The following is a 13758-nucleotide window of genomic DNA, read 5'->3' as shown; positions in this document are numbered from 1 at the left end:
GCTCATGAAACTCAATGACAAGGTTGCTCTAGTGACGGGCGGAGCCGGGGGTATAGGCAGCGTCATAGCGCGACAGTTGTGCGAGGCTGGCGCAACGGTGGTCATTGCCGACATCGAGGCTGGCGCCCAGGCTGAGGCAACGGTCAGCGCCATCGCTGCGGCGGGCGGGAAGATATACATGATGGAGCTCGATCAGCGTTCGCCCGAGGCCATTACGCACTGCGCGCGCGCCATCGAGCAGAACCACGGTCGGCTCGACATATTGGTGAACAACGCCGCCTGGAACATCAGAATTCCCTTTGACGACCTGGATGCCCTGACGCTGGAGATTTGGGATCGCATCTCGGAAACAAATTTTCGCGGGCCGTTCTTGCTGGTTCGGGCCTGCGCCGCCCTGCTCAAGGCAGGCGGGGGCGGACATGTCGTCAACATATCATCCGTGGGCGGACTGCACCCGATTGGCAGCAGCATCGCCTATTCGGCGAGCAAGGCTGGACTCAATCACCTTACGCGGTGCCTGGCGGTTGCTATGGCGCCCGAAGTGAGCGTCAATTGCATCGCGTCCGGGTTCGTCATGAACACCGGGATGTCGAACCGTGCGGTCGATCCAGCGACGCAGGAGGCGGCGGGCAAGCGCTCGCTGCTTGGCCATGCGACCCAACCGCAGGATATCGCCGCACAGGTTCTGACATTCGTGACATCGACGTCAATGACGGGGCAGACGGTCCTGATCGACGCCGGTTTGGCCGACGGGCATTGCCTCTGAAACGCGAGGGAACAGGAGTTGAATATGAGTCATCAATTGGAACCCGCCGACTATCAGGATGGCGACGTTATTTGCAAAGGCCGGCTGGTCCTGCCATCAGGTACCGACGCCCGCCCCGGTATTGTCGTGTTTCCGGACATTTTTGGCATTAGCGATCTGTCCGAACCCGGAGATCATCCGATCGATCGAGCCATTCGACTAGCCGATGAACTCGGATATGTGGCCCTCGTGGCTGATGTCTACGGCGAAGGCGCGCCCCCGCCCTTTCCCGACGCGGTGGACGTGGTCGCATCCTGGCTGGCGAATCCCGAAAAGATTGCAAGGCGCGCTGCCGCTGCGGTGGAAGCGCTGAAGGCGCATCCGCGGTGCGATGGTCGCGTCGCGGCGATCGGCTTCTGCTTCGGCGGCGGTGTCGTCATGGCGCTGGTGCGTTCCGGCGCTGATCTGGTTGCCGGCGTGACCTTCCACGGTGTGCTCGCGACACCGAAACCGGCACTTTCGGGCATGGTCAAGGCAAAGCTTCTCGTTCTCCACGGCGGCGACGATTATGGCGGCACCGGCGGCACCGGGGAACTCGCTTTTGGCGGCGAGGGGGGTGACCTCAAATCGGCAACGGTCATCGAATTCATGCAGGAAATGTCCGCAGCGAATATTGACTGCCAGATGATCTCTTACAGCGGGGTCGTGCATGCCTTCACGATCGCCGCCAGAGACGCACTGGGCATCCCCGGCGTGAAATATGATGCTGTCGCTGACCGGCGATCGTGGCAGGCGATGGTGACTTTCTTCGAAGAGATATTTTGAAGCTGCTGTGATCCCGTCGGGACGCCTGCACTGTGACCGTCGCGCTGTCATCGCGCTGCGCCATCCCGGCTTCTCAGAAGTCTCCCCGGCCTGCTCGGGCGCTAGGCGCCATCCCGGCAGCCTTTACCGTTATTTTTCAATGTTCGGAGTCTGAACCGATGGCGGAAATCGCGAGTATAACGACGACAGGTCGCCTGGCTGGCAAGCGCGTGCTGATCACGGGCACGGGGGGAGGGCAGGGCGCCGCCGTGCAGCGCGCCTTCAGTATGGAAGGTGCCATTACCGTCGGGTGCGACCGCATGGCGGGAACCGCCGAGGCGTCCGCCGAGACGCTGCGGACAGAGGGATTTGAGGCCGTCGGCTTGACGGTCGATCTTTCAGACTCTGGCAAGGCGCGGGAGTGGGTGGACTGGGGCGTCGCGCAGATGGGTGGCTTGGATGTCGTCTATCATAACGCGGCGGCGACGGAATTTGCGCCCTTCGACGAAATGACCCGCGAGCTTTGGGATTTTACGATCCGCAACGAAGTGGATATGGTGTTCGACGTCATTCATCCCGCATGGCGACACCTTCAGGAGCGCGGCGGCAGCATCATCACTATCGGGTCGGTCGCGGGGCTGTCCGCGGATGCCAATCTGGGCCAATCCGCCCACATGGCGGCGAAAGGCGCGGTCATAGCGCTAACTAAGCAACTCGCCGCCGAAGGCGGCGCGCATCGCATCCGGGTCAACTGCATTTCCCCAGGCGTGATCCTGACACCGGCGTTGGACGACCTTCCGGAATCGATGAAGACCTATTTTTCAGACCGTACCTATCTGGGCCGGCTCGGCACCGTCGCAGACATCGTGCCGGCGGCCATCTACCTCGCGTCTGACGAGAGTTCCTACATGACGGGGGCCAATCTCGTGATCGACGGAGGCCTTACCACCGGCACGTCGCGGACCCGCGAGAACGGAGGCGTTTCAGTCGTCCAGGAATCTGCATAACCGGTGGCAGGCGGCCAGGCGGCTGCGTTGAAGCCTGCTCGTATGTCGATCAGCAGTTCAGCATCCGATATGTGTGCGATGCGGCAGGCGCAGGGTCGATACATGCCCAATACGGCGAGTGGTTTAGTCCATTGGTAGTTTGGTTCTTGCGTCATTCTCTTCTTTTCATGCCTCTGGGAGAATTTAGATGGTTGAATGCTCGAATATCCTGATCATAGGCGGAGGCATTGGTGGACTGTCTGCTGCCCTGGCACTGCAGAATATTGGTTTTAAGGTCACCGTTTTCGAACAGGCGCATGAATTGCGCGATATCGGTGGCGGCGTGCTGATCACGCCGAACGCCATGCTTGCGCTGAGCGGATTGGGCGTGGCTGACAAACTAATATCCTTGGCTGACCCCATCCCCGAGTTTCGCATAAATAATATCCAGGGCGTGCAGACTTTTGTCGCTCCCGACACCTCCTACCATCCGGAAAAATATGGCGCGCCTTCGCTGCACGCGCATCGAAGCGATGTGCATTCGGTGCTCAAGGACGCCGTCCTTGCTAACGATCCCGACTGTATCCGCCTCGATCACAGCTTTGTGGGCATGACGCAGGACGACCATCAAGTCACTGCCAACTTCGCCAATGACGCGTCAGCCAGCGGCGATTTGCTGATCGGCTGCGACGGATGCTCGTCAAGGGTCAGAACGGCCGTAACGGAAGCACAGGAAGTAAGTTATATCGGCCTTGTCTCCTATCGGGTGGTTCTGCCATGGTCTGACGTTCCCACTCAGACCGTGCAGCACCCCTACACCATGTATATCGGTCCCCGGCGGCAGTTTCTGCATTATTCGCTCCGCCACGGGTCCGTGTTGAACATCAATGCCATTGCCCAACAGCCTGAGTGGGAGCCGGAGGGATGGTCGGTTCCCGCTGACAAGGCGGAGTTGAAGACATTGTTTCATGACTTCTGCTCGCCTGTCCTGGACTTGATCGACGCCATGCCCTCCACTCGCTTGTTCAAATGGGGATTACGTGATCGCGATCCGATGGACCAATGGATTCATGGAAGGGTAGCCATGCTGGGTGATGCGGCGCACCCGATGACGCCCTTCCTCGGCCAAGGGGCATGCATCGCGATAGAGGATGCGGTGGTGCTGGGGCGCGCATTGGAGAGCAGCAAAGACTATCGTGAAGCCTTTGCGAGATATGAGCGCGCACGCAAGGACCGCGCCAACAGCGTCCAGATCCGCTCCAAAGAACTTGCAAAGAATTGGATGAGAGAGAATGCACAAGAATTCGGTCCCGATGCCGAGGCGATGGGACTGTTCAATTATGATGCGACCACAGTTCCGATGTGAATGATCGTTGATCGGCGACGCCCTCCCGACAAGTTGAGAAGGGCATCGCCCAGGTCGGCGGCGTGTTCCCCACAGCCGATCTGTGGACGGACGCCATCAGTTGACGTTGACAGCGGCGGTGGCGAAAATGGGGCGATCGTTGCGGGTCGTCGCCGAAGTGCATGGTCTGTCGCTGATGCTGAATTTGGTGAGCCACGGATCGAGATATTGTGTTCTCCCGATTAGCGGTCCGGCGCAGTTTATCCGCCAAGGGCTGATTGCGGTTGCTCCGTTGGGCAACATGGCCGTGGTGTGGATGCTCGCAGTGTCCTCGGAGCGCTCCCATTCTCTGGCGCTTTGCACCCTGGGAAAAATGTCCGCGACGCATTTGTCGTCATGGTCGCCAGCGGCCCCTGGGTCCAGAAACCTAAAGACGGTTGGGACACATAGGCCGGATTAACGGGTCTCGACACCTTTCACCTACCGCCACCAGGCCACGCCTGCGCTTATTTCGTGACGGAACGTTCCGGCCGGTCGTTGTACTAGGGCCGATCGTCGCTTGCGCTCGCGGCAGGTAGCCTGGCCCGCCGCACATCCCGCCCACTCACCTCTTCAAAAGCATTATTGCCGATTGACAAGCGACCCAATTACATGTTTGGTGCGCATAATTAAGATAAATGATATCAACTATGCGCCATATTGGAGGTTGAGTTGCCGTTCAAGTATCTCAAGACGTCTGTTACGGATGGCGTCGCGCTGGTCGAAATGGCCCGCCCTCCCGTCAACGCATTTGATCGAGAAATGTATATCGAGGTCGCGCGGCTGTTTTCTGAGCCGGACACCTACCTGCCGAACGTCACGGCCATCGTCCTGACCGGGCAGGGCAAGCATTTTTGCGGCGGCAATGATCTCGATGAATTCGCGACGATGACGCCGGAAAATGGCGGGGAGCGCATGTGGCGGGTGCGGGAAGCTTTTTTCGCCATTCAAGATTGTCCGGCGCCGGTCATCGCGGCGGTTCGCGGCGCTGCGGTGGGCACAGGCCTTGCCGTGGCGGCATCCTGCGATTTCGTCATCGCTGCCGAAGACGCCTCTTTCGGCCTGCCGGAACTTAGGGTCGGCGTTATGGGCGGTGCGCGCCACCTCGCGAGGATAGCGCCCCAGCCGCTCGTCCGCCGCATGTTCTTGACCAGTGAGAATCTGCCCGCGAGCGAATTTGCGGCGGCGGGGGGCGCCGTAGTGGTGTGCCCCACGGACCGGGTGGTCGACGTCGCGACTGCCTATGCGGCCAAGATCGCCGCGCACAGCGTCCCCACCGTGCGGATCGGCAAACAGATACTGAACCGGATCGAGACCATGACGATCCGGAGCGGATACGAGTTTGAACAAGGCTTCACCGTCAGTTTGAGCGGAGCGGAAGACTCGAAAGAAGCGCTCAGCGCTTTTCGCGAGCGCCGGAAGCCCAAGTTTACCGATTTATTGGTGCCTGCTTCGGCAAGGTCGTTCTAGCCCGCTCAATATCTTCTGCGTAGCCATGAACCGGGTGTCTAATTCCCCAAGATCATTCAACGCATGGCCTGGTTCAGCTCACTCAAAGCAAAGGTATAATATGAATAACGCTGAGCTCATTGAACGCATGGCTGATGATGCCCGTCCACTGTTTGTCAGCGCGGAAGCTGTTAGGACGCAATCGGACTGGCCTTTGGCTATTGCGAAACTGCGGCATGCCTATAGTTCGCCGCATTCGCATCGTGAGGTACCGCCTCGCACGATCGCCCGCGGCGCCCATGGATGGTTGCGGACGATGAGCGCCATTCCGAACGACAGCCGATTCATGGGCGCGAAGATTTTCGGCATCGGCACCCGGCGCATGGTCAACTATCTGATCGTGCTGATCGAGCAGGACAGCGGTTTGATTGCGGGTTTCGTGGATGGGGGGGCGGTAACGGCAATTCGGACTGCCGCGACCTCCGCGCTGGCCATCGATCGCCTTTCCAGAGCTGGTTCCCTAAGGGTCGGCATGCTCGGCAGCGGTGAGGAAGCGCGGGCGCACCTCGCGGCGCTCGCTGCCATCCGGCCGATTGACTCCCTATCGGTCTATAGTCCCACGCCGGCGCGCCGGAACGCGTTCGTAAGCCAGCATGGCGCACAGCATGCGTCGTCTGCCATCGCGGTCGATACGCGGGAGGCGGCGGCGCGGGATTGCGATGTCCTGATCGCGGCGGCGCGGTCGCATGACGAGACGCCGATCGTGACGTCGGATATGCTAGAGCCAGGAAAACTCGTCGTTTCCATCGGCTCCACCATGCCCGAGCAGCGGGAGATAGACGTATCGGTCGTGGCCGGGGCGGACCTCATCGTTTGCGACGCCGTCGAAGAGGTTGCGAACGAGACGGGAGACATGCTGGCGGCGCGGGATGCCGGCATAGAATTTCTGCCGAAGATGATTTCTCTCAACGGGCTGATGGCGGGGGATCATGATAGCCTGGTCGCGCAATCACGGCATATCCTTTTCAAGTCGGTAGGAAGCGCTTTCCAGGATATCGTGATAGCCGAGCTAGCATATCAGGAAGCATCGCGAACGGGGATGGCAGTCCAGTTTCCGTTCGAATTTCATACCAAATATGCGTGATCGATAACGAGAAATTTGAGAGGTGTGTTATGAGCAGCACTAACGTAAAGGTTCGCTCGCTTCCCGATCCGGCCACCGTGGTTCCGGAAAAGCTTGCACATTTCGTGTTGAAAACCAACAATTATGAGCCAATGGTCGATTGGTACAAGAAAGTATTGAATGCGCGCGTAGTCTTGTCCGCGCCTCATATTTCCTTTCTGACATTTGACGACGAGCATCATAGGATAGCGATAACGAAGGTCCCACGCCTTGCGCCGCGAGATCCCAACGCATGTGGAACCGAACATGTGGCTTTCACTTTTCGCGATCTTGGCTCTCTGCTTGCTAACTACAAGAGAGTGAAGGCATCGGGCATATTGCCCAGCTTCCCGATCAATCATGGGAATACGATTTCCCTATATTATGACGATCCGGATGGGAATCGGGTGGAGTTGCAGGTCGATAGCTTTCCGACAGCGCAGGAGTTGCAAGATTATCTGGAAAATGATCCGGATTATGCAAGCAATCCGCTCGGAGCGCCATTCGATCCAGAAGTTTTGCTGGCCCGCTATGAAGCCGGCGAGCCGCTAAGCAATCTTATCAAGGTCCCGCCCTTGGATAGGTCGCCGATGGACATCCTACAGGAAATGGGCCTCGGCCCAAACAATATCTGAAGAAGCCTGCACGGCTTTACATCTCTCAGGTGATGGAATCGAGAATATCATGAAGATCGACAAGGCCGATTTGCGAACGTGGGCGCGCGAACATCTAAAAGGGGTGGTGAATGTCACCATCCCCTCCTTTACGTCCGACCTGCGTCACCTGAACGAGGCCGCGGTCCGACATGATCTGGATCTCCATGTGGAACGTGGCTTTCAAGGCACGTTGCTGGTCAGCGAAGTGACGATCACTGTTGAGGAATATGCCCGTTTCTGCAGTATTGCCCGCGACCATGCAGGGGATCGTCTCGATCTGGTGGCGCATGCCGCCTTCGGGACGATCGAAGAGAATATCGCGGCGAGCAACCTGGCCGCCGACAACGGCGCGTCGCTTGTCCTCCTGACATATCCACCTGGCTTCTATGCGCGGACGGCGGAAGACATTTATGACCATACTCGCAAGTTCTGCGACGCCGTTAAATTGCCTGTCATGCTGTTTCCCCTGCCCACATGGGGATTTGGCCGTGTGCACGGCTCGGATATCCCGTCCTCCATCCTGCGTCGACTGCTCGACGACTGCCCGAACATTGTGGCGATCAAGGCGGAGGGCGGCTATCCCAATATTATGGGCTATGTCGAATGCCACCGTCTCTTCAGCAAGGAAGCGGTGGTGAGTTGCCCGATCGAGGCCGACATGATCGCGCTCTCGCAAATATTGCCGATTCAATATTCGGCCACCAGCAATACCGAATATTATGGCGGCATGATCCCTCGCATTTTCGGCCATCTCCAGGCCGGTGAGTTCGATGAGGCGACCGAGCTATATTGGCAGATCCAGCCGGCCCGCAAGGCGAACGGAACCGCGGCTGCCACATGGGCGGGGACTGGCCTCATCAACCGGCTGCAATGGAAGTATCAGGCATGGCTGAACGGCTATAATGGCGGTGCGTTGCGCCAGCCGTCGATGCGCGTGTCCGACGAACTGATGCGCGTTCTGCGGCAGGGGCTCGTCAAATCCGGCCTTCCCGTGACCGATCTGCCGGACAGCGAATTTTTCGTCGGAAGGCATCCCGCATGACGGTGGCCGATCGCGTCAGGCTTCCGATGCTCCGCGACCGCAGCCTGCTGCGATCTCAAGCCTATGTCGATGGCAGATGGATTGACGGGAACGCCTGCTTCGACGTGCATGATCCGGCTGACCTTGGCGTCATCACCGCCGTTCCCGATCTGAGCGCAGAGGACGCGGCGGCCGCCATTGCCGCTGCGGCGGCGGCGCAGCCCGCCTGGGCCGCGCTACCGGCAACTCGCCGGTCGGCGTTCTTGCGCCGTTGGTTCGATCTGGTCCTGACAAATGAACAGGACTTGGCCGTGCTGATCAGTGCCGAAGAAGGCAAGCCCTTAGCCGAAGCGCTTGCCGAGGTCCGTTATGGCGCGAGCTTTATCGAATGGTTCGCCGAAGAGGCAAAGCGCGTCTATGGCGAGACCATTCCCGCACCCGCCGCTGATCGCCGGATCCTCGTGCTGCGTCAGCCCATTGGCGTCGTGGCGGCCATCACGCCTTGGAACTTTCCCCTGGCCATGATCACGCGCAAGGCCGCCGCTGCAATGGCGGCGGGCTGCGCGATCGTCGTCAAACCATCCGAGCTTACGCCGCTAACGGCTTTGGCATTGGCGGCCTTGGCCGAAAGCGCCGGGGTGCCGGCCGGCATCTTGAACGTAATTACGACATCCGACCCTGTTTCCGTCGGACAGCAATTGTGCGGCAACCCGCTGGTGCGGAAGATCAGCTTCACAGGCTCGACCGAAGTCGGCCGCATCTTGTTGCGGCAATCGGCGGACACGATCAAGAAATGTTCCATGGAATTGGGCGGCAACGCGCCGGTTCTTGTTTTCGACGACGCCGATCTATCGGCAGCTATCCGGGGCACCCTGGCCGCCAAATTTAGAAATGCCGGCCAGGCCTGTATCGCAGCAAATCGCATTCTCGTTCAGCGGAATATCTACCCGGCCTTCGCCGCGCAGTTGAGCGAAGAAGTACATCGCCTTCGTGTCGGCCATGGTCTTTCCCAGGATGTCGCCATCGGCCCGCTCGTCGATGCAGGCACCTTCGATAAGGTTTCGCGCCATGTTGCCAATGCTGTCGAAAGAGGAGCCACGATCGCCGTTGGCGGTAGTCGGCACGCGCTTGGCGGCACCTTCTTCCAGCCGACGGTTCTAACCGGGGTCTCGGCCGATATGGATGTGTTCCGGGAAGAGACCTTCGGTCCGGTCGCTGCGCTCGTGCCGTTTTCGGATGAGGCGGATGCCATCGCGCTCGCCAATGACAGCGAATTTGGTCTGGCCGCTTATGTGTTTACGCGGGATCTTGGGCGCGCCCTCCGCGTCTCCGAAGCGCTTGAGGCGGGCATGATCGGATTGAACGAGGGAATTATATCGACAGAGGTGGCTCCTTTCGGTGGGGTTAAGCAGTCTGGGCTTGGACGGGAAGGCTCTCGGCACGGCATCGAGGAGTATTTAGAAATAAAATATATCTGTATCGGGGGAATGTAGAAAGAAACATTCTCCAAGCCGAGTTCAGAACCGGAAATAGAAATTTCTGTTCTTCAGGGAATTTATAAAATGGACTTTCATATTTCCGAAGACGTGACAATGTTGCGTGATATGCTGCACCGTTTCATTAGAACGGAAATGCCGCGCGACATGGCCGCCAAATGGGATAAGAATAACGAGTTTCCGCGGGAGGTGTTCGACAAGCTGGCGGATCTGGGCGTCATGGGTCTGACCGTTCCGGAAGAATATGGCGGTTCCGGACCCGATATTCTCGCCACCATGATTGTCATCGAAGAACTGTCCAAGCGTAGCCTGGCCGTCAGCGTTCCCTATATCATGTCTGCCTGTTATGCGGGAATGAACCTGGTGGAATGCGGCTCGCCGGTGCAGAAGGCGCGGCTTCTTCCCCTGGTCGCCGCCGGCAAGCTGCTGTTTGCCTATGGATGGACCGAGCCCAATGTGGGCGCGGATCTGGCATCCGTTCAAACGACGGCAGTCCGCGAGGGTGACGAAATCGTCGTGAACGGGTCGAAGCGTTTCTGCTCCGGGGCCGCCATTTGCGACTATATCTACACCTTGGTACGGAGCGGGCCAGCGGAGGACCGCAGGCGCAATCTGTCCTTCGTCCTCATCCCCCCTCTACGCCAGGTGTCGATATCACCCCGATCGAGGGCCTGGGGATGAAGGGCGCTGCCACGACCGACGTCACATTTACCGACGTTCGCGTGCCGATCGAAAATTTGGTCGGTGGAGAGGATGGCTGGAACGCCGGTTGGCGCATGCTCACCGGCACCGGGCTGGACGTGGAGAAGCTCGAAGTCGCCGCCATTGCACTTGGCATCGGTGAGGCGGCATTTGCTGATGCTCTGGATTATAGCCGCGAGCGGCAACAGTTCGGCCGGCCGATCGGCGACCTCCAGTCAATCCGTCACAAGCTGGCGGATATGCGGACCAAACTTCATGCCGCTCGATTGATGCTGCACCATAGCGCGTGGCTGGCTGGGCGCGGGGAGCCCTGCGGCGTAGAAACCGCGATGACTAAGTTATTCTGTACCGAGGTTGGGCGCGAAGCCGCGCTGCAGGGGCAGACCATCCTGGGTGCCTATGGCTATGTCAAAGGCTTCGACATGGAACGCTACGTCCGGGACGCTTTGCTCATGCCGATTATTGGTGGTTCGTCCGATGTGCAGCGCAACAATATCGCCAAGTGGGCGGATAGCGAAAAAACGCTGATCTAGTCTTGATCGGCTTGAGATAAGGAGAGGCATCATGGAACAGCGGGTAGAATTTAAAAGCAGCGGCGAGACGATCCAGGCGGTGCTCCGACGGCCTGAGGGTCTGGAAGGCGATGTGCCCCTCGTCATCATGGCTGGGGGCTGGTGTTACACCAAAGAGATCGTCATGCCGCATTACTCGAAATTTTTTGAGGAGATCGGCTGCGCAACACTTGCCTTCGACTATCGCAATTTCGGGGAAAGCACGGGATCGCCACGCCAACATGTCGATCCTTGGGAGCAGATCGAGGATTATCGCAATGCGATAAGCTTTGCGCGGACATTGCCCGACATCGATCACGACAAGACCGGTATCTGGGGCATCTCCTATAGTGGCGGGCATGTTCTGATCGTCTCCGCGCTCGACAACCGTCCCGCATTCGCGATCTCGACGATCCCGGTGATCGACGGAAAGCAGACGATGCGCCGGACTCACGGTGAAGCGCGCTTTGGTGCGCTGAACGCGCTGATCGCGGGCGACCGCGAGCGCCGCTTCTCCGGCCAGCAAGGCGAGATGATGCCGATGTCTCCGGAAATATCCCCACACAATGAGCTCACGACCTGGCCGTTCCCGCATGTTCGTGAAGCCTTCATGATGATTAAGGCAAATGAAGCGCCTTTGCATGAACATGTTAACACGATTCACTCGACTGAATTGCTGCTTTCCTATCGAGCGATTCCCTATGCGAAGGAGATCTACGATACGCCGGTATTGATGACATTGGCGCATGGGGACAATATTACGTCCGCCGATCTTGAAGTCGACGCGTTCAACAATATCCCCAATCCTCGAAAAGAACTCGTCTCTGTGCGCGGTGTGGATCATATGAGCATCTATCGGGACGTTGCCCATCTGGGCGTGGTCGCGCGTGTCCAGCAGGCCTGGCTCAAGCGGTTCCTCGGTTCGCAATAGGTCGGGTGGAACGGGGAGGGGGCGGAATGAAGTCCGATGCAAACGGCTGGTCAACGCGTGTGGATCCGGAAATGGCCGCCAGATACAAGGCGGAAGGTGCCTGGTCCGACGTGACGGTGGGGCAGCGTCTGCAACAGCTCGCCGCCGCTCACCCGTCACAGTTGCTGGTCATCGACGGGGAAGCGGAGATGACTGTGGCTCAATGCCTGGACCGCGCTTTGCGATTGGCGACAGCCCTGTGCGGATGGGGACTGAATGCCGGAGACGTCGTTAGCTTTCAGCTTCCCAACTGGCATGAGGCGGTGCTGGTCGAACTGGCTTGCGCTTTGGGCGGTTTCGTCTGCAATCCCATAGTTCCAATCTACAGGGACAGGGAAGTCGGCTTCATCATTGCCGATGCACGTAGCAAGGTTCTATTCGTGCCCGAAAATTTCCGTGGTTTCGATTATCGGGCTATGGTCGATCGGCTGATGGGGCAGGGTGTGACAGCTGATCATATTATTTTCGTCCGGTCGGATGAGAGGATGTTCGAGCGCCTGATCGAAACCACTGCGCCCGCCACGCTGGTCGATCCCGACCCCGACCATGTCAAACTCCTGCTTTACACGTCAGGAACAACCGGCGATCCCAAGGGGGTTCTCCATACGCACAATACAATCGACTGTGAGGTGCGAAACTTCTCCGCTCATTTTGGTCTTGGCGAACATGACGTGGTGCTCATGCCTTCCACGCTGGGCCACATCACCGGCTATCTTTACGGCATCCAATTGCCGGTAACATTGGGTATTCCCGTGATCCTCATGGACAGCTGGGACGCCAAGATCGCTGCCGATCTTATTTCTGAGCACCGCGTGACCTTCACGATCGGCGCAACGCCTTTTCTGGCCGAACTGGTGCAGGTGGCCACGAGGGATGGCCTGTCCCTGCCGTCGCTTCGAATATTTCCCTGTGGCGGCGCCCCTGTACCCCCGAGCTTGGTCGAGGCAGCGGAAAGAATACTGACCTCGTGCACGGTTTGCCGTGTGTACGGAAGCACCGAGGCACCCACGGTTTCACTGGGCAGCATGGGTGATGTCCCCATCGGCATCAGGGCGGAAACGGATGGAAAGGTCGTTGGCCACAACGTTCGCCTCATTCTCGCCGATGGATCAGAGGCGGAACGCGGTCAGGACGGCGAAATCACGACGCGAGGGCCCGAAGTCTTTGTGGGATACAAAGAGACCTCCCAGAACGACGCGTTCGACGAGCAGGGCTATTTCAAGACCGGCGATTTGGGAGTTCTGGATAGTGACGGAAACCTGATGGTTACAGGTCGCATCAAGGATATCATCATTCGCGGCGGTGAAAATATCAGCGCGAAGGAAGTCGAGGATGCGATTCATTTGCATCCGGCCATTTCGGAGGCAGCGGTCGTCGCGATGCCACATCCGCGCCTGGGCGAAACCTGCTGCGCTTTCGTGACGCTAAGGCCAGGGGAGATCTTCGATTTCGAAGCCATGCTTGCAACGCTCACTGAGCAAGGACTCGCCAAGCAGAAATGGCCCGAACGCCTCGAGATAATTGCCGAAATGCCTTTAACGCCCTCGGGCAAGATACGGAAAAATATACTTCGGGAGCAAGTTAGAGAAGCCGTGCAGGCGCGCTGATCCTCGCCCTCTCTCTCTCTCTCTCTCTCTCTCTCTCTCTCATCCATTCGGCAATCACGATCTGCCGACAAGCCTGGACCGCCGTGCATGCGGATACGAAAATGTAATCCACCTTACCCAGCTTCGCGATAGGCCGCTCCGGCGGTAATGAGGAAGGCTCACATTAGCTTTCTAGGCTCTCGGGCTCTCCGCAAGAATTGACCAATTTTATCTCGGCAGACCAAA

General features: G+C 58.7%; 13 protein-coding genes. All 13 read left to right on the top strand.

Annotation, left to right across the window (positions count from 1 at the left end; translation table 11 throughout):
- Positions 1-4: 4 nt before the first annotated feature.
- The 13 genes from U5A89_RS03210 (at position 5) to U5A89_RS03150 (ending at position 13533) form a co-directional block, all read left to right on the top strand.
- The gene (locus tag U5A89_RS03210; RefSeq protein ID WP_338159737.1) at positions 5-766 is read left to right on the top strand and encodes an SDR family NAD(P)-dependent oxidoreductase; all 762 of its coding nucleotides are present in this window, start codon (positions 5-7) and stop codon (positions 764-766) included.
- 24 nt (positions 767-790) lie between these two features.
- Entirely contained in the window at positions 791-1570 is a 780-nt protein-coding gene (locus U5A89_RS03205) for a dienelactone hydrolase family protein (RefSeq protein ID WP_338159736.1), read from the top strand.
- A gap of 158 nt (positions 1571-1728) precedes the next feature.
- Complete coding sequence (locus U5A89_RS03200) at positions 1729-2556, top strand: SDR family NAD(P)-dependent oxidoreductase (RefSeq protein ID WP_338159735.1); 828 nt, start codon at positions 1729-1731, stop codon at positions 2554-2556.
- Positions 2557-2743: 187 nt separating this feature from the next.
- Positions 2744-3901 (top strand): FAD-dependent monooxygenase, encoded by a 1158-nt coding sequence (locus U5A89_RS03195; protein ID WP_338159734.1) that lies wholly within the window; start codon positions 2744-2746, stop codon positions 3899-3901.
- 678 nt (positions 3902-4579) lie between these two features.
- The gene (locus U5A89_RS03190) at positions 4580-5389 is read left to right on the top strand and encodes an enoyl-CoA hydratase-related protein (RefSeq protein WP_338159733.1); all 810 of its coding nucleotides are present in this window, start codon (positions 4580-4582) and stop codon (positions 5387-5389) included.
- A 25-nt stretch (positions 5390-5414) separates the two neighbouring features.
- Entirely contained in the window at positions 5415-6512 is a 1098-nt protein-coding gene (locus U5A89_RS03185) for an ornithine cyclodeaminase family protein (protein ID WP_338159732.1), read from the top strand.
- 29 nt (positions 6513-6541) lie between these two features.
- Positions 6542-7165 (top strand): VOC family protein, encoded by a 624-nt coding sequence (locus U5A89_RS03180; protein WP_338159731.1) that lies wholly within the window; start codon positions 6542-6544, stop codon positions 7163-7165.
- A 49-nt stretch (positions 7166-7214) separates the two neighbouring features.
- Positions 7215-8228, top strand: a complete 1014-nt coding sequence (locus U5A89_RS03175; protein ID WP_338159730.1) for a dihydrodipicolinate synthase family protein — start codon at positions 7215-7217, stop codon at positions 8226-8228.
- Positions 8225-9700 (top strand): NAD-dependent succinate-semialdehyde dehydrogenase, encoded by a 1476-nt coding sequence (locus U5A89_RS03170; RefSeq protein ID WP_338159729.1) that lies wholly within the window; start codon positions 8225-8227, stop codon positions 9698-9700. The genes U5A89_RS03175 and U5A89_RS03170 overlap by 4 nt, the downstream gene beginning before the upstream one ends.
- Before the next feature lie 69 nt (positions 9701-9769).
- Positions 9770-10384, top strand: a complete 615-nt coding sequence (locus U5A89_RS03165; RefSeq protein ID WP_338159728.1) for an acyl-CoA dehydrogenase family protein — start codon at positions 9770-9772, stop codon at positions 10382-10384.
- Positions 10381-10938 (top strand): acyl-CoA dehydrogenase family protein, encoded by a 558-nt coding sequence (locus U5A89_RS03160; RefSeq protein ID WP_338159727.1) that lies wholly within the window; start codon positions 10381-10383, stop codon positions 10936-10938. The genes U5A89_RS03165 and U5A89_RS03160 overlap by 4 nt, the downstream gene beginning before the upstream one ends.
- Positions 10939-10969: 31 nt before the next feature.
- The gene (locus U5A89_RS03155) at positions 10970-11887 is read left to right on the top strand and encodes an alpha/beta hydrolase (protein WP_338159726.1); all 918 of its coding nucleotides are present in this window, start codon (positions 10970-10972) and stop codon (positions 11885-11887) included.
- 26 nt (positions 11888-11913) lie between these two features.
- The gene (locus U5A89_RS03150; RefSeq protein WP_338159725.1) at positions 11914-13533 is read left to right on the top strand and encodes an AMP-binding protein; all 1620 of its coding nucleotides are present in this window, start codon (positions 11914-11916) and stop codon (positions 13531-13533) included.
- The last annotated feature ends 225 nt before the right edge of the window (positions 13534-13758 follow it).

Source organism: Sphingobium sp. HWE2-09 (genome assembly GCF_035989265.1).
Taxonomy (GTDB): domain Bacteria; phylum Pseudomonadota; class Alphaproteobacteria; order Sphingomonadales; family Sphingomonadaceae; genus Sphingobium.
Note: the sequence above shows the minus strand (reverse complement) of the source record. Positions and strands in the feature narration are given on the sequence as shown.

What these genes read in the sequence shown, in the direction of transcription:
- U5A89_RS03210 (WP_338159737.1), top strand. Translation starts at nt 5, where the DNA reads ATGAAACTCAATGACAAGGTTGCTCTAGTGACGGGCGGAGCCGGGGGT.
- U5A89_RS03205 (WP_338159736.1), top strand. Translation starts at nt 791, where the DNA reads ATGAGTCATCAATTGGAACCCGCCGACTATCAGGATGGCGACGTTATT.
- U5A89_RS03200 (WP_338159735.1), top strand. Translation starts at nt 1,729, where the DNA reads ATGGCGGAAATCGCGAGTATAACGACGACAGGTCGCCTGGCTGGCAAG.
- U5A89_RS03195 (WP_338159734.1), top strand. Translation starts at nt 2,744, where the DNA reads ATGGTTGAATGCTCGAATATCCTGATCATAGGCGGAGGCATTGGTGGA.
- U5A89_RS03185 (WP_338159732.1), top strand. Translation starts at nt 5,415, where the DNA reads ATGAACCGGGTGTCTAATTCCCCAAGATCATTCAACGCATGGCCTGGT.
- U5A89_RS03180 (WP_338159731.1), top strand. Translation starts at nt 6,542, where the DNA reads ATGAGCAGCACTAACGTAAAGGTTCGCTCGCTTCCCGATCCGGCCACC.
- U5A89_RS03175 (WP_338159730.1), top strand. Translation starts at nt 7,215, where the DNA reads ATGAAGATCGACAAGGCCGATTTGCGAACGTGGGCGCGCGAACATCTA.
- U5A89_RS03170 (WP_338159729.1), top strand. Translation starts at nt 8,225, where the DNA reads ATGACGGTGGCCGATCGCGTCAGGCTTCCGATGCTCCGCGACCGCAGC.
- U5A89_RS03165 (WP_338159728.1), top strand. Translation starts at nt 9,770, where the DNA reads ATGGACTTTCATATTTCCGAAGACGTGACAATGTTGCGTGATATGCTG.
- U5A89_RS03160 (WP_338159727.1), top strand. Translation starts at nt 10,381, where the DNA reads ATGAAGGGCGCTGCCACGACCGACGTCACATTTACCGACGTTCGCGTG.
- U5A89_RS03155 (WP_338159726.1), top strand. Translation starts at nt 10,970, where the DNA reads ATGGAACAGCGGGTAGAATTTAAAAGCAGCGGCGAGACGATCCAGGCG.
- U5A89_RS03150 (WP_338159725.1), top strand. Translation starts at nt 11,914, where the DNA reads ATGAAGTCCGATGCAAACGGCTGGTCAACGCGTGTGGATCCGGAAATG.